The sequence below is a fragment of the Ruegeria sp. N8 genome (assembly GCF_056531325.1).
The window spans coordinates 131440-152828 of the sequence record NZ_JBQFLQ010000002.1 but is presented as its reverse complement, the minus strand read 5'-3'; the positions used below and the strand labels follow the sequence as shown (position 1 = coordinate 152828).

The window sequence follows — 21389 nt, the reverse complement described above, 5'->3', positions numbered from 1 at the left end:
CGCGCGATGAAGAACTTGGTGCCTATCTTGGTGGTGCTCGCGGCAATTGTCGCGCTGTGGTACGCAGCAGTGGCCCCGATGAACATTCGTATTTCGCTGGATCAGGCCGAGCGCGCGGGGCAGGTAGTGACACCTGAAACGTCGCGCGAACGGCGAGAGACTTCGGTCTGGGTTCTGATGGCGTCAAACCCCGGAGCGATTTCCGGCGGCTATGCGCTGGAACGCCCACGGCTGCCGACCCCCGGACAGGTTGGGCAGGAGCTGTGGAAAACGACCGGTGAGATGGTGGCCAAGGGTCGTGCATTCTCGAAACGGTCGCTGATCTACCATGCTGGAATCACGCTGAAATCCACGCTGTGGGGTTTTCTGCTTGGGACAACGCTGGGCATTTTGGCGGCCGTGGCCATCGTCTATTCACGTGTCGCGGATATGAGCCTAATGCCATGGGCGATTATAAGCCAGACCATCCCGATTGTGGCGCTGGCGCCGATGATTATCGTCGTCAGCTCTCAGCTAGGGATCGAGGGGCGCGGGGTGCCCAAGGCGGTAATCTCGGCCTATCTGTGTTACTTCCCGGTGCTGGTGGGGATGGTGAAGGGGCTAAGGTCGCCATCGCTGCCGCAACTGGATTTGTTGAAGACATATAACGCCTCGGGCGCGCAGGGGTTCTTTAAACTTCGGCTGCCATCCTCGGTGCCGTATCTGTTCACGTCGCTCAAGGTCGGGATCGCGGCTGCATTGGTTGGCACGATTGTGGGCGAGTTGCCGACGGGGGCTGTGTCAGGTCTTGGTGCCAGAATCCTGATCGGAGACCAGTTCGGAACGCCTCTGGCCATCTGGGCGGCCCTGCTGGCTGCCGCCATTCTGGCGGGCTTGCTGGTGACACTGTTGGATCTGCTGCAGCGACTGGCCCTGCGCCGGATGGGGTTGAACGCATGACCTGGCTATCCTTTGCTTTGCTGTTCTGGGGCTTGGCCTGGTTCGTGAACTACCGGCTGGCCATCTCGTCCTATCGCAAAACCCGTGCAGCGCGCATTTTTGTGCCGGTTCTGTTTGGCATCACGCTGTTGGTGCTTTGGGAGGGGCTGGTGCGCGGGCTGGGTGTTTCGCCGGTTATCCTGCCGCCACCTTCAGATGTGGGGACAGCCTTTGTACAATCGTCCGGCATTTTGTGGGAAGACTTCAAGCAAACCGTCTTCAAGGGCGCGCTGACGGGATTTGTGATCGGGTGTGCTGCGGCTTTTGCTTGTTCGGTTGCCATTGACCGCTCGGCTTTTCTGACGCGTGGTCTGCTACCCATCGGGAATTTCGCGGCGGCGCTGCCCATTGTCGGGATCGCGCCAATTCTGGTCAGTTGGTTCGGGTTCGATTGGCACTCGAAAGCGGCGGTTGTCGTGGTCATGGTGTTCTTTCCAATCCTGGTGAATACCGTGCAGGGCCTGCGCGAAGCGGATGCGATGCAGCGTGACCTGATGCGGACCTATGCGGCCGGGTATTGGCAGACCTTGCGGAAACTGCGCTTGCCAGCGGCGATGCCCTTTGTGTTCAATGGGTTGAAGATTGCAACCACGCTTGCTTTGATCGGGGCGATTGTGGCCGAGTATTTCGGTTCACCCACACGGGGCATGGGGTTTCGGATTTCGACCGGCGTCGGCAGCCTGTCGATCGACCTTGTCTGGGCCGAGATCGCCGTAGCCGCGCTGGCCGGGACCGTGTTTTATGGCCTTGTCGCGGCGGCGGAAAAGGCGGTGACCTTCTGGCATCCGTCGCAACGAGGATAGGAATTCAACAGACCCCGACAACGGGGCATAAACAGCAACTAGGAGACATGAAGATGAAAAAGCTACTCAGCGGGGCGGTTGCCGCCTTTGGCCTGACCGCCGGTGCCGCATGGTCCGCCGATGAGGTGACATTGCAGCTGAAATGGGTCACGCAGGCGCAATTTGCGGGCTACTATGTGGCCGCCGATAAGGGGTTCTACGAGGAAGAAGGGCTGGATGTTACCATTTTGCCCGGCGGCCCCGACATCGCTCCAACTCAGGTGATCGCGGGGGGCGGCGCGGATGTGACCGTCGAATGGATGCCTGCTGCGCTGGCCGCACGTGAAAAGGGTCTGCCGCTGGTGAACATCGCGCAGCCATTTAAAAGCTCGGGCATGATGCTGACCTGCTGGAAGGATGCCGGTATTGCATCACCGGATGACCTTAAGAACCGCACGCTGGGTGTCTGGTTCTTTGGCAACGAATTCCCCTTCATGAGCTGGATGAGCCAGCTAGGCATCGACACTAGCGGCAAGGGCGAGAGTGGGGTTGAGGTCCTCAAGCAAGGTTTCAACGTTGATCCTCTGTTGCAGCGTCAGGCCGATTGCATCAGCACCATGACGTATAACGAGTACTGGCAGGTGATCGACGCGGGCGTAAATCCCGATGAGCTTGTGACCTTCAAGTACGAAGATCAGGGTGTCGCCACGCTTGAAGACGGCCTCTACGTACTGGAAGAAAACCTGAGCGACGAAGCCTTTGTCGACAAGATGGAACGGTTCGTCCGTGCCTCGATGAAAGGCTGGAAATACGCCGAGGAGAACCCGGATGAGGCCGCCGAGATCGTGTTGGACAATGACGCGACCGGAGCGCAGACCGAAAAACACCAAAAGCGCATGATGGGTGAGATCGCCAAGTTGACCGCAGGGTCGAACGGCGCTTTGGATCCGGCGGATTTTGAGCGGACCGTGGGTACTCTGCTGGCCGGTGGTTCTGATCCGGTCATCACCCAACAGCCTGAGGGGGCGTGGACCCACAAGATCACCGACGCAGCGCTGAACTAAGCCCGGTTTAAACCGAATTGAGCGCGGCCCCGGTTGGGGCCGCGTTTTGCGTTTCTGATGTCGGAAAAGTGTGTGTACTTAGCCGGGAAATGACTTAGTATTCCTTTGTAAATTATCGCATTTCATACGAAATCGCGACTGGATGGAAAATTATGCAAGGATTTGCATCAGAATTCAATTCAGCCTTGGGTCTGATCCTGACAGGGGATTCAGAGCTGTGGGCGATTGTGCTGTTGTCGCTCAAAGTTTCCGTCTTCGCTGTATTGATTTCTGCCCTGATCGGGATGCCCGTGGGCGCGGCATTAGCCGTTGCGCGCTTTCCGGGACGGCGGATGTTGATCGTGCTGATGAATGCTCTGATGGGCTTCCCGCCGGTTGTTGTGGGCTTGTTGGTCTACCTGATGTTATCCCGATCCGGGCCGCTGGGTGTTCTGGAGTTGCTCTATACCCCGACCGCAATGATCATCGCGCAGGTTGTTCTGGTGACACCTATTGTGGCCGCGCTGACCCGGCAAGTGATCGAGATGCTGGCCGAGGAATATTCGGAACAGCTACGCTCGCTCGGGGTGTCGCGTTTAGCCTCGGTGCCGGTGCTGCTGTGGGATGCACGCCTGGCGCTGGTGACTGCGCTGTTGGCCGGGTTCGGACGTGCCATTGCCGAGGTGGGCGCGGTGATCATCGTTGGCGGCAACATCAACCATGTGACGCGGGTGATGACGACGACCATCGCGCTTGAAACCTCGAAAGGCAATCTGGCGCTGGCGCTGGCCTTGGGCGCGATCCTGATCGGGATTGCGGTGGCGGTGAACGCCATGGTCAGCACCGTCAGCCTGCGCGCCGAGCAGGAGGGGTTGCGCCATGCGTGATCTGGTGTGTGACATGGCCAGCAGCCTGACAGTCCGGGACGTGAAGATAACACGCAAGGGAAAGGTCCTTCTGGACGTTGCGCATTTGTCTTTGGACGGGCCCGGGCCGACGCTGATCCTTGGGCCGAACGGGGCGGGGAAAAGCCTGTTGCTGCGTTGCTTGCATGGTTTGATCGCGCCTGACCGGGGGCGGATCGAACAGGACGGCGTGCCTTTGTCCGGCGAGCACAAATCCCGGCAGGCGATGGTGTTTCAACAGCCGGTGCTGTTGCGCCGCTCGGTCGCGGCCAATCTGGATTTTGTGCTGAAGCGTCAGGGCCTGTCTTGGGGCCAGCGCAAAGCCCGGATCGAAGACTTGCTGACCGAGGGCGGTCTCGACGGAAAAGGACGGCAATCCGCGCGCTCTTTGTCGGGGGGGGAGGCACAGCGGCTAGCCATCCTGCGTGCTCTGGCGTTGGAGCCTGAGACGTTGTTTTTGGATGAACCCACCAGTGCTTTGGACCCGAGTGCTACGCAGATGATCGAACGCATGATCCAGCGCGCCTCGCGACGGGGGGTGCGGATTGTCATGGTGACACATGATATCGGTCAGGCGCGTCGCCTTGCAGTGGATGTCGTTATGATGCAAGGCGGCCATGTGGTTGAACACGGGGTTGCCAGACAAGTTTTGGACGCCCCGCAAAGCGACGCCGCGCGTCGTTATCTTGCTGGTGGGCTGGTGACCTAACTCAAACTATGGAGATCTGGATGATCCGAGATTTTCTTCGGGCTGCATTGGTATCGCTTGGCTTGATGGCCCCTGTGTGGGCCGAGGCCCCGTTCATCGTTGTGCAATCCACCACGTCGACGCAGAATTCGGGCCTGTTGGACTATATCCTGCCGGGGTTCGAGGCTGAAACCGGAATCGATGTGCGCGTTGTGGCCGTCGGTACTGGACAGGCAATCCGAAACGCTGTGAACGGGGACGGAGACGTTCTGCTGGTTCACTCCAAACCCGCCGAGGAACAGTTCGTCGCCGATGGCTGGGGCGTTGAGCGGTTTGACGTGATGTATAATGACTTCGTGCTGGTCGGCCCCAAATCGGACCCGGCCAAAGTAAAGGACGGCGACGATATTGTTGCGGCCCTGACCGCCGTGGCCGAGGCCGAAGCCCCCTTTGCCTCGCGCGGGGATGACAGCGGGACGCACAAGGCCGAGATGCGCCATTGGGCGGCGACCAATTTAGATCCGACGGGCGCATCTGGTGCGTGGTATCGTGAGACAGGGTCCGGCATGGGGGCAACGCTAAACGTAGCCAGCGGGATGAATGCCTATGTGCTGACCGATCGGGCAACATGGCAATCCTTTGGCAACCGGGGCGAGCTTGAGATCATGGTCGAGGGCGACCCGCGCCTGTTCAACCAGTATGGCGTCATTCTGGTGAACCCGAAAAAACACCCAAGCGTAAGGGCAGCGGCGGGTCAGCGGTTTATCGACTGGCTGACCGGGCCGGACGGGCAAGCGGCCATTGCGTCCTACGAACTGGATGGAGAACAGTTGTTTTTCCCCAACGCCGACGGGTCTTAACCGCTAGCGCCGTTGTGGTGAATTGTGCCCAGCCCGCCTAGGTCGTACCCTCCGAACTCGGCGGCGCGGGCCGCGAAGCGATCGGATTGAACAAAGGCCAACAGCTTCAACATTGGGTCATCGAAATAGGCGCGCCGCCAGATCGCAAGGTCCAGTCGCTCGGTATGGGTGGGGCTAAAGCCCAGATCATAGAGACCCGCCAGCGCACCCAGACCAAAACCGGCCTCGGCCTTGCTGTCGTGCAGGGCGATGGCCAGTTCTTCCTCTGTGCGGGCGCAAGTGGGCAGGGCGTCCAGATCCGCGCGGATCATACCGTGATGCTCCAACTGCGCGTCGAACAATCTTTGGCTGGCGGCAGAGCCTTGCCGTAGGATCACGCGCCTGCCTTTGAGGTCTGCGAAGCTCCGGATATCAGACACGCCGGGGGCCAGCAACAAACCGCGCTGGCGTTGGGCGATTTCAAACAGAACAACCGATGCTTCGCCCAGATGATCGCGCAGGGCTTGGGTGTTGAACCCTTCCGCCTCATGAATATGCAACGCGGCCGCCTGTGCGGTACGGTCCTTTAGGCGGTTCAGCCCGTCAAACGAGCCGTCATAATAGGTCGCCAACCCCGAGCCGCTTTCCCGCAAGGCCCAGTCCAACAGTGGGTCATGGCTGCCCGCCACAATCGGAGGCAAGGGCGGATCTTCAACCTGAGGACCCGAGCGTGAAGCATTCAACCAGGCGACAACCTCGGAACGGGGAAATAGAAGTTTGCCCATCGCGCGCACGCAGGGTACCTCGCCCGAAGACGCCAGATCATAGGCCTTACGCTCGCCGATGCGCAGCAGATCGGCCAGTTCTTTGGTGGTCAGATACTCGGGCATTCAGTCCAGGCGCACTGCTGATCCGGTCCCAGCGTCCGCTGCGCTGAATCCGATCTGGTTCAGGACAGCAGGGGCGGCGATCGCGATGACGACCATCGCGGCGACGGCGGCTAGAAAGGCTTTCATTGTCTCCTCCGGCGTTAGTTTTCCGGTGCCGTGGCGCGGCGCAGAAAGGCGACCAGATCTTCCCGGTCGCTGGGCTGCGTGATCCGCTGCATCGGCATCTTCGACCCCGGAATGTAGTGGTCGGGCCCCTCATCGAAAAGGGCATTTATGGTTTCGTCATTCCAAATGATATCAGAGTCTTGCAGCGTGTCCGAATAGAAATATCCCGGCAGTGTTCCAGCCCGGCGGCCAAAGACGCCATGCAGCGTCGGACCGGCGCGGCGTTGCCCGTCTGGGGTCAGGCTGTGACAGATTGAGCATTTGCGGGCAAACTGCCGTTCACCATTGCTCATCTGATCGGGGTTTTTGAGGAAGCTGGGCTCGGACGCAGCCATCCGTTCTTGCTCGCGCAGATTGGCGACCGGCCAACTGTACATTGCCTCATCAATGCCGCCGGCGTGGATGTTCTGACTATCGGGTGAAAAAGCCAGCGCCCAGACCGGACCGCGCAAAGTGGCGCGGAAATCTTGCGCGATGCGCCACTCCTCCGTGTCGACCACCATGATGAAGCCCTCGCCGTCGCCTACAGCGAGCATGCTGTTATCAGGGCTAAGCGCCAGCGCCAGAATAGGGCGACGGTCGAGGGTAAAGTCACGTTCCTCGCCCGTGGTCAGGTCGCGGACGCGGGTGACACCATCAACAGCGCCATAGGCGATCCAGTTGTCCTGCGTATTTAGCACTAGTTCATTGATGCCAAAGCCATGCTCGACCAGTCGCAGAGTTTCCTGTCCACTGGTCACATCCCACAAGCGCAAAGCCCCGTCGACACCGGCTGAATACAGTTGGTTGCCGTCAGGCGTAAACGCCACGGCATTCACTCCGCTGCCGGTCGTCAGAGTTTTTGGTTCCGATCCATCCACGGGCCACAACCCGATTGTGCCGTCCCAGCTGGCGGTCGCCACATGGGTTTTCGAGGCAGCGATATGTACGATTTTGCCTTTGTGCTGTCCTACAACCTCACCGCCGGGCCAGCGGCGCAGAGTGAAGTCGTCGCCGGCGGAATAGATCGCAGTGCCGTTGAAAGCAACTGCGTTAACAGCTGCCTCATGACCTTCCAGCCATTCCGGCATTTGATCCGACCAGATGCCGACCGAGTTGTCGAAACTTGCCGTAGCGATCCGCCCGTCGGGGGCCGTGGCGATCCCCATGATCGGACCACCATGACCTTTTAGCGTATAAAACTCAGCTAAAGCGGGCAGGGGCAGTAAAGCCAGCGCCAGAACCAACCCGCGCATCTATTCGGCGGGCGAGGCCGTCGCTTTGCTGGCCTCTTTTTCCTGGACCTCCTCCAGCCACAACGAGTGGTGCTCGCGTGCCCATTGCTCTTCGACTTCGCCGGTTCCCATGGCGTCAAATGCACCTTCCATCCCGACCGAGCCGAGGTAGATATGGGCGATGATGATGGCGATGAAAACATAGGCGATCATCACATGCCAGACCTGCGCGTATTGCATTTCCTCTTGCGGCGACATCTGCACCGGCAGGCTCAAACCCATTGCCTGAGGCAGGCCGGTTGCATTGGCGATCTGGAAGGTTTTGGCAAACAGAGGCATCTCGAACGGGAACAGCAGAGACAGGCCCGAAAGGCTGATCGACACGCCCAGCAGAATGCAGGACCAGAATATGACCTTTTGACCGGCATTGAACTTTTTGGCGGGCGGGTGGCTGCCTTTGGTGAACAAACCGCCACCGGCGGCCAGCCATTTCAGGTCGGTCCGGTTGGGAATGTTGTGAGCGATCCAGTTCACCGTCACGATGATCAACCCCAACATAAAGGCCCAGGCGAGGTTGTTGTGTAGCCACTTGCACCCTTGCGCAATAGTCGCGAAGCCTTCTTTTCCAAAGATCGGGATCAGGAAATCCCGCCCATACAGTGTCAACAGCCCTGTAAACCCAAGCACTAAAAAGGACCCGGCGAAAAGCCAGTGGCCGAACCGCTCAAACCCATTGAAACGCGTGACTGTGCGCCCGGTTTTCTCACCATCAATGCGGATTTTGCCACGGATCAGGAAGAACAGCAGGATCACGGCGGCCATGCCTGCAATGATGTAGGTTCCGTATTCTCGCAACGGTCCGGTGCGGAAAGCCCACCACCACATGCCACCATCCTGGATAAGAACACTGGCTGCGGGCCCCTGAGACGACACGGTGACATCCGCCGACCCATAGCGTAGCGCGCGATAGACATCACTGTCCGAGGCCACACCGGCAGTACCAAACTGCCCCAGCAAACCTTCGACATTGCCTTGGCCAGTGTTTTCCGAGCGATAAGTGTTGTCCACTTTCTCGCCCCGTTGACGGGCCAGAATATCCTCAAGCGTCGTGGCCCCTCCGGTGGCCGAGCGATCCGGTGCCGGGGATTCCGGGGCGTCCTGCGCCCATGCGGCACCGGTCAGGAAGAGTGAGAAGAGCAGAAAATGGATCAGGCGCATGGGTTCTCTCCCTATTCTTGGTCGTGTCAGCGGTCAAAGCCGCCGATCTGCTTGTGAAAAACGGCTCCGACAGGGGACAGGGCCGCCTGAAGGTCGTCTTTCGCGGGGCCGTAGACATCAAACTGAACCGGCGTAAGTAAGGACATAAACCGATCCGCGAAATTTGCCTCAAAATTCTGCATATGAATTATCGCATCATCTGAACTTGCGTAACGTTCATAGATGTGAATGGCGCTGTCGCTTTGGTGCCACTCATAGGTTTTGGCGCCTGTTTCCTCGAGGGTCGCGGCGACCATTTCGGCCATCAGGGCCTCGAACTCGGACTGTTTTTCTGGGTTCAGGTCCAGCTTCAACAGCCAGTAGATATCGTTGGTCATAGGCGTCCTACCTTCGTCAGGAAAGGCGGCGACCGACAGGCGGCCACCGGCAAGGGTAAGACAGCCCCCGGCCTAGCGCAGGGGGCTGTCGAGCTTCCGATAGACCTTAGCCGTCTTTCTGGTCGTAGGCGGTGCCCCAACCCCACGCGCCCGAGCCAAAGCCGCGCGCCACAACGCGTTCGCGGTAGATGGCCGAGACCACGTCGCCGTCACCGGCAAGCAGGGCCTTGGTGGAACACATCTCGGCGCAGATGGGCAGTTTGCCCTCGGCGATCCGATTGCGACCGTATTTGGCGAACTCTGCGGTCGAGTGCGTTTCTTCGGGACCACCGGCGCAGAAGGTACATTTGTCCATCTTGCCGCGCGATCCGAAGTTGCCCGCCTGCGGATATTGCGGCGCGCCGAAGGGGCACGCGTAGAAGCAATAGCCGCAGCCAATGCACAGGTCCTTGGAGTGCAGGACGACACCTTCTTCGTTCTGATAGAAGCAGTCGACCGGGCACACCGCCATGCAAGGCGCATCCGAGCAATGCATACAGGCCACCGAGATCGAGCGTTCGCCCGGGTTGCCGTCATTGATCGTTACCACCCTGCGGCGGTTGATGCCCCATGGCACCTCGTGTTCGTTTTTACACGCGGTGACACAGGCATTGCACTCGATGCAGCGTTCAGCGTCGCAGAGAAACTTTGCTCTAGCCATTTTCGTCCTCCTTTACGCTGCCGAGATCTTGCAGAGAGTACATTTGGTCTCCTGCATCTGGGTTACTGAATCGTAGCCATAGGTCTGGGCGGTGTTAGAACTTTCGCCCAAGACATAGGGGTCAGCACCTGCGGGGTATTTGTGCCGCTGGTCCTCGCCCTGGAAATGACCGCCAAAGTGGAACGGCATAAAGGCCACGCCGGCGCCAACCCTGTTGGTCAGCATCGCCATCACCTTGACCTTTCCGCCCTCAGGACCTTCGACCCAGACCTGTGATCCGTCCCGAATGCCAAGGTTATTGGCATCGCGCGGATTGATCTCGACGAACATGTCCTGCTGAAGTTCGGCCAGCCACGGGTTGGACCGTGTCTCATCACCGCCACCTTCATATTCGACCAGACGACCAGACGTCAGGATTATTGGGTAATCCTTTGAAAAGTCGTTCTTTTGGATCGAAGCATAAAGAGTGGGCAGACGATAGGCTTGACGGTCCTCGTAGGTCGGATAGTCCTCCACCAGATCTCGCCGGTTGGTATAGAGCGGCTCGCGATGCAGCGGGATCGGATCCGGGAAGGTCCAGACAACCGCGCGGGCTTTGGCGTTCCCGAAGGGCGCACAGCCATGCTTGATCGCAACCCGCTGGATACCGCCGGAGAGGTCGGTCTTCCAGTTGGTTTCAGGACCCGCAACAGCGTCAATCGCCGCGCGTTCCTCGGCGGTCAGATCGCCATCCCAGCCAAGATCCATCAGCATCTGCATCGTGAATTCCGGATAACCATCCTGAATTTCCGATCCAACGCTATAGACCCCTTCGGCCAGCAAGTTGTCACCATCGCGTTCCACACCGAAACGGGCGCGGAAAGTCAGGCCGCCTTCGGCCACCGGCTTGGACATGTCATAGAGGTTTGGTGTCCCTGTATGACCCATTTCCGGCGTACCCCAGCAGGGCCACGGCAGTCCGTAATACTCGCCGTCGTTTGGTCCACCGATGGCTTGCAGCGTGGTTCTGTCGAACGTGTGCTGGTTGGCCATGTGGCTTTTCAGACGTTCCGGCGACTGCCCGGTATAGCCGATGGTCCAGAGGCCCGAGTTGAATTCACGCGTGATGCTTTCAACATTCGGGGTCTCGGCATCTTCCATCTCGATATTACGGAAGAAGCGGTCCGCCCAGCCGAACTTGTTGGCGAACTTGGCCATGATGACCTCGTCCGGCAAGCTTTCGAACAGCGGATCAACCACCTTGTCGCGCCACTGCAGCGACCGGTTCGATGCCGTGGCCGAACCACGTGTTTCGAACTGCGTACAGGCAGGCAACAGGTAGACACCATCGGTGCGGTCATGCAGAACAGCCGAGACGGTGGGATACGGGTCGATCACGACCAGCATGTCCAGCTTCTCCATCGCCGTCTTCATTTCCGTCATCCGGGTCTGCGAGTTGGGCGCGTGGCCCCACAGAACCATGGCACGAACGTTGTTGTCCTGATCCATGTTGGCCGGGTCTTCCAGAACACCATCGATCCAGCGGGAAACCGGGATGCCACGCTCATTCATGAGCGGCTTATCCTTGCCTTCCTTGTCCTTGATCGTGGCGAACTGACCTTTCAGCCAATCCAGATCTTCACCCCAGACGCGGCTCCAGTGACCCCATGCGCCTGCGGAGAGGCCATAGTAGCCGGGCAGGGTATGGGACAGAACACCAAGGTCTGTTGCGCCCTGCACGTTGTCGTGGCCGCGGAAGATGTTGGTGCCACCGCCCGATGTGCCCATGTTGCCAAGCGCAAGCTGAAGCACGCAATAGGCGCGGGTGTTGTTGTTGCCGTTCGTGTGCTGTGTACCACCCATGCACCATACAACGGTGCCGGGACGGTTGTTCACCATTGTCCGGGCGACGCGACGCAGCTGCGAGCCAGGCGTACCGGTAACGCGCTCAACCTCATCCGGGGTCCACTTGGCAACCTCTTCGCGGATCTGGTCCATTCCCCAGACACGGGTGCGGATGAACTCTTTGTCCTCCCAACCGTTGTCGAAGATGTGCCACAGGATACCCCAGACCAGTGCAACGTCGGTGCCGGGGCGGAAACGGACATATTCATCCGCATGGGCCGCGGTGCGCGTAAAGCGCGGGTCGCAGACGATCAGAGGGGCGTTGTTCTGCTCTTTCGCACGCAGGATATGCAGCAGCGAGACGGGGTGCGCCTCGGCCGGGTTACCACCGATGATAAAGATGGCCCGGCTGTTGTGCATGTCGTTATACGAGTTGGTCATGGCGCCATAGCCCCATGTGTTCGCAACGCCAGCAACAGTGGTCGAGTGGCAGATACGGGCCTGGTGGTCCACGTTGTTCGTGCCCCAGTAGGCTGCGAACTTGCGGAACAGATAGGCCTGTTCGTTATTGTGTTTCGCAGAACCCAGCCAGTACACGCTGTCCGGCCCGGATTCTTGGCGGATGTTCATCATGCCGTCGCCGATCTCGTCGATCGCCTGTTCCCAGCTGATGCGCTTCCACTCTCCGCCTTCCTTTTTCATCGGGTACTTCAGGCGGCGCTCGCCATGGGCGTGCTCGCGGACCGAGGCCCCCTTGGCGCAGTGTGCACCCAGATTGAACGGGCTGTCCCAGCCGGGTTCCTGCCCGACCCAGACACCGTTCTGCACTTCGGCAACGACTGTACAGCCGACCGAGCAGTGGGTGCATACGGATTTGATGTTTTCGACGGCCTGATTGGCCGCTGTCTGGGCGCTGGCTGGCGTCACGGTTCCACCCGTGGCGCTGATCGCGGCAAGGCCGCCGATCGTCAGGCCCGAGCCACGCAGAAATGCGCGGCGATCGACGGTTTTCTCGCCGACCTGGGACAGGATACTTGTCCGCTGGGGGCGTCTCGCAACCCCGTTGGTCTTTTTCCTAAGCATTACTTTCCTCCCTTGCGTGCCATGTAAGTCACGGCTGCTTGGTACTTCGCAAAACCGACGTCAGGGCCAATCGCAACCGTCTGTCGGGTGGTGAAAACGTCCGATCCTAGAACCGGGTGCTTTCCAGATATGCGCGTGTATGCGCGGTGTCCTGCATCCGGGTTTCGTCCGTGGGCAGCTCGGCTGCTTCGGCCTGTCCGGTCAGGCTGGCTGCGGCGACAGCAGCGGGTGCTGCGGTTCCGGCCAGTTTGAGGAAGTCGCGGCGCGTTGCACCTTCTTCCTTGGTCTTGCTCATGGGTGTCTCCTTTCCCATTTGCAGTTTAACGCCCCGCAAGGGACGCTGGCGAATGACAACGTCTCACGCTGCCGACATTCGGAAAGCTTCGCGCTCGATCTCCATAAAGACCCGACCGGCAGTGCCGACTGAGGCATAGAGGACCGAGTTCTCGGCGCCTTCCAAATCCGAATAGAAATGCGTGGCCCAAGGGCCGATATGTTTGTTCCAGAACGCTTTCTGGTCTTCCAAAGACGCAGGCGTGCCGAACCGACCGACGATCATCCCCGCCATCATCTCCATCAACGAGGCGATGTTGTCTTCGGGTTCATAGACGTTTTGCGCCCGGGTAATACCGCGCACAGCCATGTCATTGCGCAGCTGAGCCAATGGTTTCTCGTTCAGGAATCCGGTTAGGTAAAAGCTGGCATAGGGCAGAAGCTCTCCGCGTCCCAAACCGATGAACAAGGCATTGAACTCTCGTTCAGCAGACGCAGGTTTGGTGACTTTGGCCACCCGAGCCATTGCCTGAATAGCCTGACCCAGATCGCTGTCATCGCCGCTGAGACCCACCATCTGGTCCAGCAGCATCTGATCGGGCGGACCGGCCAGCAGCAGGCCCAGAAAGTTGTAGAAATCCGCGCGCAGGCGATCCTCGGCCGAGACATCCATCTGTTGCGCTTCACTTGCGGTCATTCGGTCATCCTTCGAATTCAAATTTCATGCGGCGCGGGGCAGGGGCGACTTCCGCCTCCTCCGGCGCGTCTGGTTCTATTTCAGCCACGAGAAAGGGTTCTGGGTCGGGCAGGTCGATTTCTTCGGGTTCTGGCTGAGGTTCCTCGGCCTCGACCTCGATATCGGAATCTTCCGCCTCGGCTTCGGCCTTGGCGGCCAGCGCTTCGACATGAGCAAGCATACCCTTGCCGACCTGATAGGCGGTCTGAAGGTTTTCGATCACACTGGCCGCGTCGGTGTAGTCCTCACCATAATCCACCAAGCCGTCCACATTGGCCAATACCGGGTTCAGCCGCCACAACCGGCGCAGGGCGCGGCGGCGAAGACGATCGGGGACAGCTTTGGCCATAAAGCCCGAGACATCGTCACCCGCTTGCAACTGATCGGGATCGGGCAGGTTGAGCTCGGCCAGAATTTCGGCGTCGGTTTTTTCTTCCAGCTCGGCGCGCTGATCTGCGATCACCTGTTCTTCGGCTGCGATTACTTCGGCCTCAGCCTCGGCCTGAACGGCGGCTTTGCGGCGGGACCAGAAATCGCGGGCTTCGGTCATTGGATGATCCTCCGCGGGGCGCGGTAAACATCAGACGTTTGTCGGATGCGCGCATCGCCTTTGCCATCTTCGACCAGATCAGTGCGTTTCTTGTCGCGCTTGCGTTTAACGAAGACTTCATCGCGGTGATGTTCCAACGCGAAATCCCGCACCCAGGCGATCAGCCCGTCGGTCATTGGAATTTTCTCGACAATCTCTTCACCAGTATCCGCGTAGTCCTGCCCTTCATAGGGTGAGGCTGTAACCAGCACAGCATCCATAGGGCGCTGCCCGTCCAATGCATCGCGCAGCACAAGGTAAATCGAAGGCGTGCCGTCGGACAGGTTGACCATATACGCCTCGGTCTCATCCGCCCACAACGTCAGAGGCAGGGTTGCTGCGTGGTATTCTACAGCCTCCCCTTCACGGCGCATCTCGTGCCAGTCCGCAGGGCCGGCACCGGGCAAAACCGCGACAGCGCGCCAGTTCCATTTCGCCCAGCGAGTGACTCCGGGCGTTTTGCGCACAACGACGCCAATTGGCATTTCAATTTGATGAGCGGCCTTCGCCACGTATTCCTCCCCGGAAGGCTCTCCCCTGCCTTCCCCATGTTCACTATGGTACACAAAATGATCTTCTGCCAAGCCCAAGCACTACGACTTTAGTCGCATACGGTGATAGCGAGTTCGTGAGGGGCCTTGTTCCCCGGTAGAAAAACAGGGTTGTTTAGCGCGTCCGGGGGTTGGATTTGGCGTGTTTGCGATGGGGTTTACATTGCCGTCCCCTGAATACAGCCTACTGTGCTGTGAGATGGCGCGACATCCGGGGAGGGGATATGAGCACCAAACTACTATTATGCGACTGCGCGGGCACTCAGCGCGTGGACGCAGACAAGATTGCGTCCGCTTGCGATGCGACATGTTCCAAGGTCCACACGGCGCTGTGTACGCGCGAATTGGAGACAGCTGCGAAGTTTATGCAGGACGGTGACGTGATTGTCGCCTGTGGACAAGAGCAGGAAGTCTTTCGCAACCTGGCCGAAGAGCTTGGGGTCGAGGCCCCGGGTTTCGTCGATCTACGAGACCGCGCGGGATGGTCGGATGAGGGCGCTGATGCCGCCCCCAAGATGGCAGCGCTGGCTGCCGAGGCGCTGTTGCCGCAGCCGATCACGCCCAGCGTGGATGTCGTCAGCGAAGGTACGTGTTTTATCATCGGCCCCGGTGCAGTTGCGTTTGATCTGGCCGAGCGCCTGTCGTCGACCTTGGCCGTCACGGTCCTCAGCACCGACGGTAACGAGCCGATGTCGCGGGCCTACGATGTGGTGCGCGGGCGTGTTCGGTCGCTGACCGGTGCTTTGGGTGGATTTTCCCTGCGGCTGGATGCGCTGCAACAGTTAGAACCCGGCGGACGCGGAGCCTTTGCATGGTCGGAACCGCGCGACGGGGCGGGCTCATCTTGCGATATCGTTCTGGACCTGACCGGGGACACGCCTTTCGTGCAGGCCCCCGCCAAGCGCGAAGGGTATCTGAGGGCCGATCCCAAGGATACCGTCGCTGTGGAACGTCTGGCCTTTGAAGCGGCGCAACTGGTCGGCACCTTTGAAAAACCGCTTTATGTTCGGATGGAGGAAACTCTCTGCGCCCATTCCCGCGCCGAACAGGTAGGGTGTTCTAACTGCCTGGACATCTGCCCAACCGGTGCGATCACCTCTGAGGGCGAACACGTGTCAATCGACCCTATGATCTGCGCCGGATGCGGAGAGTGCGCTGCGGTCTGCCCCTCGACAGCGATCACCTACGAAGACCCGCCGGTTGCAGCACTTTTGTCCCGGATGCACATTCTGGCGCGCACTTATCGACGGGCCGAGGGACAAGCGCCCCGGCTGCTGGTTCATGATGCCCACGGGGCTGAAATGATCCGACTGTCCGCCCGCTTTGGTCGTGGTCTGCCTGCCGACGTGATTCCATTGGAACTGAATGTGATCTCGGGCTTTGGCCATTCCGAAATGCTGGCCGCGCTGGCCCATGGATTTGCCCGTGTGGATGTGCTGCTGGCGCCAACGACCGAGCGGGATGCATTGGACAGGGAACTGGCATTGGCCGAGGCCATCGCAGGCGTGGGCAAGCTGGGCCTGATTGATGAAGCGGACCCGGACGCTATGTCCGATCAGCTATATGGTCAGGATGTTCCAGCACCTTTGGCCGACACGGTGCTGCCCTTGGGAAATCGGCGTCAAATCGCACGCTTGGCCGCGCAGGCGCTTAATCCACAGGCCGATGCTCCGCTGCCATTGCCCGAAGATGCGCCTTACGGCGTGGTGGCCGTGAATACAGACAGTTGCACGCTGTGTCTGAGTTGCGTGTCGCTCTGCCCGTCGGGGGCGCTGATCGACAACCCGGATATGCCGCAGCTGAACTTCCAGCAGGATGCTTGTTTGCAATGCGGCATGTGCCGAACAATCTGCCCCGAGGACGCGATCACGCTGGTCCCGCAACTGGACCTGAGCGATGCCGCCTTGTCTCAGCAGGTGTTGAACGAGGAAGAGCCCTTTGCCTGTGTCGAATGCGGCGCGCTGTTCGGCGTTAAATCCACGGTCGAACGGATCATGGAGAAGCTGTCGGGCACGCATCCAATGTTCGCCACCTCGGAGCAGGCGCGGATGATCCAGATGTGCGACAATTGCCGAGTGAACGCGCAGTTTCAACATCAGGACAATCCGTTCCAATCCGCGCCGCGCCCGAAGGTGGTCACGACCGAGGACTACTTCTCAAAAAGGAAGGATCACTGAAGTTGCAGCGGAGCGCCCAGATCAGCGGCGCGAATGACCGAGACAAAGGCCAATATCGCGTCCAGCTCGTCCAGCGTTATCTCGACCGGATGAATGGGCGAGGGGCGTTCCGGGTCGAAGGGCGGTGTCAGCCCGTCGATCTGGGTAAAGGCCGGATGCGGGTTCAGGGCAAAAAACGCCTCGAACCGTTCCGACCAGTCCGGCATCGCACGCAGTACGGCAAAGGATGGCGTCGAGCCCAGCCCGTTCATGCGGTTTTGCGGGCCGATCACGTGGCATCGCCCGCAATGGGTCATCGACAGTTCCTCGCCCAACAGCGCATCGCCGTCGATCACGGTTTCTTCCTGCACGGCGGCGATCTCGAACTCGGCCGAAAACGGCGTGCCATTGTCGGGGGCAAACCCTTCGACCGTGCGTTTGCCGATATCCGACAGCAGCCAGTCGCGGAACCGTTCGTGTTTGGTGTCGTCCCCGATGCGCAGGTGGTATATCACCCCATCGCGGGCAAAGACCGGATCACCCGGAGGGCCGTTTTCCAACACCAAAACGCCCGTGTCATCGGCAATAACCCGTATCCCGGTCTTGAGAGAGAAGCGGGGAAGAATATGTTGCAACAGGCCAGAGTCGGCAACTTCGGGCGGGGCAGCCAGCCCGAGCGCCTCTTGCGACCAAGAGGGGGTGGCGGTGAGCGTCAGGCTCAGGCACAAAAGGAGTACGCGCATGGGGTCAGCCTAGCGGCAGCGCCCCAATTGCGTCAAATAAACAGAATGAGACGGAGACACATGCAATGAACAGCAGCCACATGGTTGGGAAAATCAAAGGGTTACAGGCATGAGTGTTCGTGACGCGGTTTTGGCGAACCTCAAGAAGATCACTGATCCGGTGTCGGGTCAGGACATTGTCAGCGCTGGTATCGTGCGCGCTCTGAACGTCGAAGGCGACGCCGTTCGCTTTGTGATGGAGATCGATCCCAAGTACGCCGACAAGATGGAGCCGGTGCGCGCGACGGCTGAGCAGGCGGCGCAAATGGTAGATGGCGTGGCCAAGGTTTCGGCCATGCTGACCGCGCATTCCGACAAGGCACCGCCAGATCTGAAACCCAAGCCGAAACCGGCGCAGACCGGCCCTCAGCCGGTGGCCGGTGTGGATCGGATCATCGCCGTGGCCTCGGGCAAGGGCGGGGTCGGTAAATCGACCGTATCCGCGAACCTTGCCTGTGCGCTGGCTGCCGAGGGGCGGCGCGTGGGTCTGTTGGATGCCGATGTGTATGGCCCGTCGCAGCCTCGGATGCTGGGCGTCTCGGGTCGTCCGGCCAGCCCCGATGGCAAGACGATCCTGCCGCTGCGCAACCACGGCGTTACCATGATGTCGATGGGGCTGATGACCAATGAAGGGCAGGCGGTTGTCTGGCGCGGCCCGATGCTAATGGGCGCGTTGCAGCAGATGATGAACCAGGTGCAGTGGGGCGCGCTGGATGTGCTGATCGTTGACCTTCCGCCCGGCACCGGCGACGTGCAACTAACGCTGAGCCAAAAGTTCCAGGTAGACGGCGCAATCGTTGTCTCGACCCCGCAGGACGTGGCCCTGATCGATGCCCGTAAGGGAATCGACATGTTCAACCAATTGAAAACGCCGATTGTTGGCATGATCGAGAACATGTCCACGCATATCTGCTCGAATTGCGGGCATGAGGAACATGTGTTCGGCCATGGCGGTGTGGCGTCCGAGGCTGAATCGCTGGGTGTTCCGCTGCTGGGGGAAATCCCTCTGCATCTGGACATTCGCGTGGCCGCTGATGGCGGTGCGCCCATCGTGGTCAGCAAACCCGACAGCCCGCAGGCCGACGCGTTCCGCAAAATCGCCCGCGACATGATTGCCAAGGGCAACGCATGACGGAACCCGTGTTCCCTCCGCTGCTTGCAGGCCACCCGGTGCAGGGCGGCGAGGACCCGTTTCAGCGCGCGCAAGCCATGGCCGCGTTGGGCTGCGACGCGGGAACGGTGGTCTACAACATTCAGGCGGACCGCCTGCGTGTGGCAATCGTCTTTGCACCTGAGGTTCCGCTTCAGGACGCGATGGCGATGCTGCCTCTGTGCGCCGTGGGCTTTCAAAACGCCCTTGGCGCCCTTGCACCGCCCGAGGTTGCGGTGCATCTGGACTGGGATGGTCCGATCTGTGTGAACGGGGCCAAGTGCGGGATGTTTCAGGTCGCGGCCTCGGCTGCCGTGCCCGAGGCCGAACCCGACTGGCTGATCGTGGGCTGGGAACTGGCGCTGATACAAACCAGCGAAGCGCCTGGCGAAAATCCTGATATCACAGCGCTTTATGACGAAGGCTGCGCCGAGGTATCGCCGACTCAACTGGTCGAAAGCTGGTCGCGGCACATGCTGACATGGCTCAACCGCTGGCAAGAAGACGGAAATGCGCCGCTACACGCCGAATGGATGGGGCTGCTACGCGGGGTGGGCGAACCCTATGACACAGGTGTCTTTCTGGGCGCCGACGAGCGGTTCGGAATGCTGATCCGCGACGGTGCCGAAACAACCCTGCGCCCCTTGACGGATCTACTGGAGAACTAAAGATGAAACTGGCCCGCGCGATCCATTTCGACGAAAGCGACATGAACGTATTTCATTCCCCGGCCCGCACGGGCGAGTGGTGTATCTCGGGCGGGTTCGAGTTTTCGAACTGGGGCGAGGGCGATCTTGAAGGCAAGGCACGGCAGGCGTTCTCGAACGGTTGGTTGGGGGTTGAGACCTTTGGCCGGGTGACATTCGTGGCCGTGACGCAGGTGGAACCCTCCGAGATCGACCAGATCGCGCAGAACCTGGCCGAGCATTTCGTGCAGTTCTATGGCGCACCTTCGGTCGAAGCCGCCTTGGGCGTGGCGCAATCAGAGATCACCCATATGTCCGAGCTGTGCGAAGAACATGCGCCCAACACCCTGCTGACCGTTGCCCGTGAACTATCCGAGACCGGTGTGCATGAGGCTTTCCGCATCATCACCCCGCAGGAAACCCAGCTTGAGGCGTTGGCCGTGCATGGCTCGCTAGACGACTGACAAATGCGGTTGCAGTCTAGGGTGCTGGGCCAGTTTCATCTGCGCATAGGACAAGTCATGCGGATCGGTGCTGTAACCTAACAAATCGAAATCCGGGCGAAACGCATTGATGACCATTTCTGTTAGTGCCGGGTCGTAGTACTCGGCGATTCTACGTGATCGCTTGGACTTGTTTTCATGGTCCAATGTCGCGTTTACGCCGATCTCGGAGCAAAAAGACCGGAAATCAGCGTTTAGGTTTTCCAAACGCCCAACAGTACCGACTATGCAGCGGTCCTGCGGGTCCAACACATACGAAGATTGACAGTTTGGCGAACATTCGGTCCCACAATACTCAATAATAAACTCTCGAAAACTGATGTCCTTAATCGCGTTATGCAAGGGGTGAATATCGGTCTGCTGTATATAGCTGAACAACGAAATCTGGAGGTCGAACGGGTTCCGAACAAAGGCGAGCGAATGCATTGCCCAATATCTGTCACCCAAATGCTGGACGTAGTCTGTCGCCTTCGCATGGACTGGAAGAGGTTGGAATTTCGACTTTGGGTAAAGCCCAGTATTTAAAGTCCTCTTGTCGAGGCTTTTGAGCGACCGCTGAAGGGGATTTGGTCGGTCAAATTCTTTTCGCAACGCCCATGCAACCGAACTTCCGCCGGTTTTGGGGATGTGGACAAAGACGATTTTCTTCTTGCTTCCAATCATTGTACGGGGTTGTACGATATTAGATCGCAATAAGTGAATACATAAAATAAACTAAATCAGGTCAGCAAAACCGCCAAATTGACCGCGTTTGAAAATCAATCCTTTTCCGGTGCGATACATGACTTTTTCGACCTCTCCGATCAGGATCAGATGGTCTCCGGCCTCGTACCGGGCGTGAAGTTGGCAGTCAAAGCGGGCAAGGCAATTCGACAGTTGCGGGCGGTTGGCGTGGTCCGGCGCCCAATCCGCGTGGGAAAAATCCGCGCCGTCACGGGCGAATTTCAGCGCCTGATCCTGCTGATCTTGCGCCATAACGTGGATTGAATAGTGCTGGCAGTCATGAAACGCACCGAACCGGTTGGAATCCTTTGCCAGACACCATAACACCAAAGGCGGGTCCAGCGAGACCGAGGAGAACGAGTTCACCGTGATCGCACGTGGACCCAATTCGGTGTGGGTAGTAACGACTGTGACACCAGTTCCGAAACAGCCCAACGCCTCGCGGAAGGCGGTGCTTTGATCCGGGGTAGGGGTAAAGGTCGTTTCCGTCATTGCGCGCTCGTTCAGTGGCCGGGCCTCAGGTGCCACGACCCG

24 protein-coding genes are annotated in these 21389 nt (G+C 59.5%); 10 read left to right on the top strand and 14 right to left on the bottom strand.

Annotated elements, in window-relative coordinates; genetic code table 11:
* The first annotated feature begins 6 nt into the window (after positions 1-6).
* The 6 genes from ACR0C5_RS04810 to ACR0C5_RS04785 all read left to right on the top strand — a co-directional run bounded on the left by ACR0C5_RS04810 (position 7) and on the right by ACR0C5_RS04785 (position 5256).
* On the top strand, positions 7-939 hold the full coding sequence (locus ACR0C5_RS04810) for an ABC transporter permease (protein ID WP_170769468.1): 933 nt from the start codon (positions 7-9) through the stop codon (positions 937-939).
* Entirely contained in the window at positions 936-1781 is an 846-nt protein-coding gene (locus ACR0C5_RS04805; RefSeq protein WP_480874939.1) for an ABC transporter permease, read from the top strand. Before ACR0C5_RS04810 ends, ACR0C5_RS04805 begins: the two co-directional genes overlap by 4 nt.
* 53 nt (positions 1782-1834) lie before the next feature.
* Positions 1835-2824: an ABC transporter substrate-binding protein gene (locus ACR0C5_RS04800; RefSeq protein ID WP_170769470.1), complete on the top strand. Its 990-nt coding sequence runs from the start codon at positions 1835-1837 to the stop codon at positions 2822-2824.
* Positions 2825-2976: 152 nt separating this feature from the next.
* Positions 2977-3690, top strand: a complete 714-nt coding sequence (locus ACR0C5_RS04795; protein WP_170769471.1) for an ABC transporter permease — start codon at positions 2977-2979, stop codon at positions 3688-3690.
* On the top strand, positions 3683-4417 hold the full coding sequence (locus ACR0C5_RS04790) for an ATP-binding cassette domain-containing protein (RefSeq protein WP_480502985.1): 735 nt from the start codon (positions 3683-3685) through the stop codon (positions 4415-4417). The genes ACR0C5_RS04795 and ACR0C5_RS04790 overlap by 8 nt, the downstream gene beginning before the upstream one ends.
* Positions 4418-4437: 20 nt before the next feature.
* Positions 4438-5256, top strand: coding sequence for an ABC transporter substrate-binding protein (locus ACR0C5_RS04785; protein WP_480874936.1), 819 nt, complete (start codon positions 4438-4440; stop codon positions 5254-5256).
* On the opposite strand, the gene ACR0C5_RS04780 is transcribed toward ACR0C5_RS04785, so the two are convergent.
* The 11 genes from ACR0C5_RS04780 to ACR0C5_RS04730 form a co-directional block, all read right to left on the bottom strand.
* Positions 5253-6125, bottom strand: a complete 873-nt coding sequence (locus ACR0C5_RS04780; protein ID WP_480874934.1) for a substrate-binding domain-containing protein — start codon at positions 6123-6125, stop codon at positions 5253-5255. The two genes, ACR0C5_RS04785 and ACR0C5_RS04780, sit on opposite strands and share 4 nt — an antisense overlap.
* Positions 6126-6251 carry a hypothetical protein gene (locus ACR0C5_RS04775; protein ID WP_269149758.1) on the bottom strand — a complete coding sequence of 42 codons (126 nt, stop codon included), beginning with the start codon at positions 6249-6251 and terminating at the stop codon, positions 6126-6128.
* A 14-nt stretch (positions 6252-6265) separates the two neighbouring features.
* Positions 6266-7525: a c-type cytochrome gene (locus ACR0C5_RS04770; RefSeq protein WP_170788519.1), complete on the bottom strand. Its 1260-nt coding sequence runs from the start codon at positions 7523-7525 to the stop codon at positions 6266-6268.
* Positions 7526-8722, bottom strand: coding sequence for a formate dehydrogenase subunit gamma (locus ACR0C5_RS04765; protein WP_170788520.1), 1197 nt, complete (start codon positions 8720-8722; stop codon positions 7526-7528).
* A gap of 26 nt (positions 8723-8748) precedes the next feature.
* Complete coding sequence (locus tag ACR0C5_RS04760; protein WP_480874929.1) at positions 8749-9099, bottom strand: putative quinol monooxygenase; 351 nt, start codon at positions 9097-9099, stop codon at positions 8749-8751.
* A 106-nt stretch (positions 9100-9205) separates the two neighbouring features.
* Complete coding sequence (gene fdh3B / locus ACR0C5_RS04755) at positions 9206-9799, bottom strand: formate dehydrogenase FDH3 subunit beta (protein ID WP_037307340.1); 594 nt, start codon at positions 9797-9799, stop codon at positions 9206-9208.
* Positions 9800-9811: 12 nt separating this feature from the next.
* On the bottom strand, positions 9812-12706 hold the full coding sequence (locus ACR0C5_RS04750; protein WP_480874927.1) for a formate dehydrogenase subunit alpha: 2895 nt from the start codon (positions 12704-12706) through the stop codon (positions 9812-9814).
* Positions 12707-12812: 106 nt separating this feature from the next.
* Positions 12813-13001, bottom strand: a complete 189-nt coding sequence (locus ACR0C5_RS04745; RefSeq protein WP_170352882.1) for a ubiquinol-cytochrome c reductase iron-sulfur subunit N-terminal domain-containing protein — start codon at positions 12999-13001, stop codon at positions 12813-12815.
* 63 nt (positions 13002-13064) lie between these two features.
* On the bottom strand, positions 13065-13676 hold the full coding sequence (locus tag ACR0C5_RS04740) for a TorD/DmsD family molecular chaperone (protein ID WP_480874923.1): 612 nt from the start codon (positions 13674-13676) through the stop codon (positions 13065-13067).
* A gap of 4 nt (positions 13677-13680) precedes the next feature.
* The gene (locus tag ACR0C5_RS04735; RefSeq protein ID WP_480874921.1) at positions 13681-14265 is read right to left on the bottom strand and encodes a DUF3306 domain-containing protein; all 585 of its coding nucleotides are present in this window, start codon (positions 14263-14265) and stop codon (positions 13681-13683) included.
* Positions 14262-14816, bottom strand: coding sequence for a DUF3305 domain-containing protein (locus ACR0C5_RS04730; protein ID WP_170769481.1), 555 nt, complete (start codon positions 14814-14816; stop codon positions 14262-14264). Before ACR0C5_RS04730 ends, ACR0C5_RS04735 begins: the two co-directional genes overlap by 4 nt.
* 263 nt (positions 14817-15079) lie before the next feature.
* Here ACR0C5_RS04730 and ACR0C5_RS04725 point away from each other — a divergent pair, with 263 nt between their 5' ends.
* The gene (locus ACR0C5_RS04725; RefSeq protein ID WP_480874918.1) at positions 15080-17032 is read left to right on the top strand and encodes a 4Fe-4S binding protein; all 1953 of its coding nucleotides are present in this window, start codon (positions 15080-15082) and stop codon (positions 17030-17032) included.
* Here ACR0C5_RS04725 and ACR0C5_RS04720 read toward each other — a convergent pair.
* Positions 17026-17754 carry a c-type cytochrome gene (locus ACR0C5_RS04720; protein WP_170769483.1) on the bottom strand — a complete coding sequence of 243 codons (729 nt, stop codon included), beginning with the start codon at positions 17752-17754 and terminating at the stop codon, positions 17026-17028. The two genes, ACR0C5_RS04725 and ACR0C5_RS04720, sit on opposite strands and share 7 nt — an antisense overlap.
* Positions 17755-17863: 109 nt before the next feature.
* Here ACR0C5_RS04720 and ACR0C5_RS04715 point away from each other — a divergent pair, with 109 nt between their 5' ends.
* The 3 genes from ACR0C5_RS04715 to ACR0C5_RS04705 are packed head-to-tail and all read left to right on the top strand — an operon-like array spanning position 17864 to position 20093.
* Positions 17864-18925: an Mrp/NBP35 family ATP-binding protein gene (locus ACR0C5_RS04715; RefSeq protein WP_480874915.1), complete on the top strand. Its 1062-nt coding sequence runs from the start codon at positions 17864-17866 to the stop codon at positions 18923-18925.
* Positions 18922-19611, top strand: coding sequence for a biotin/lipoate--protein ligase family protein (locus ACR0C5_RS04710; protein ID WP_170769485.1), 690 nt, complete (start codon positions 18922-18924; stop codon positions 19609-19611). The genes ACR0C5_RS04715 and ACR0C5_RS04710 overlap by 4 nt, the downstream gene beginning before the upstream one ends.
* A 2-nt stretch (positions 19612-19613) precedes the next feature.
* On the top strand, positions 19614-20093 hold the full coding sequence (locus ACR0C5_RS04705; protein WP_170788529.1) for a DUF6505 family protein: 480 nt from the start codon (positions 19614-19616) through the stop codon (positions 20091-20093).
* Here the strand turns inward: ACR0C5_RS04705 and ACR0C5_RS04700 are convergent.
* Complete coding sequence (locus ACR0C5_RS04700; RefSeq protein ID WP_480874912.1) at positions 20082-20795, bottom strand: sulfotransferase family 2 domain-containing protein; 714 nt, start codon at positions 20793-20795, stop codon at positions 20082-20084. The genes ACR0C5_RS04705 and ACR0C5_RS04700 overlap by 12 nt on opposite strands.
* 51 nt (positions 20796-20846) lie before the next feature.
* Complete coding sequence (locus ACR0C5_RS04695; RefSeq protein ID WP_170788531.1) at positions 20847-21347, bottom strand: flavin reductase family protein; 501 nt, start codon at positions 21345-21347, stop codon at positions 20847-20849.
* Positions 21348-21389 lie beyond the last annotated feature (42 nt).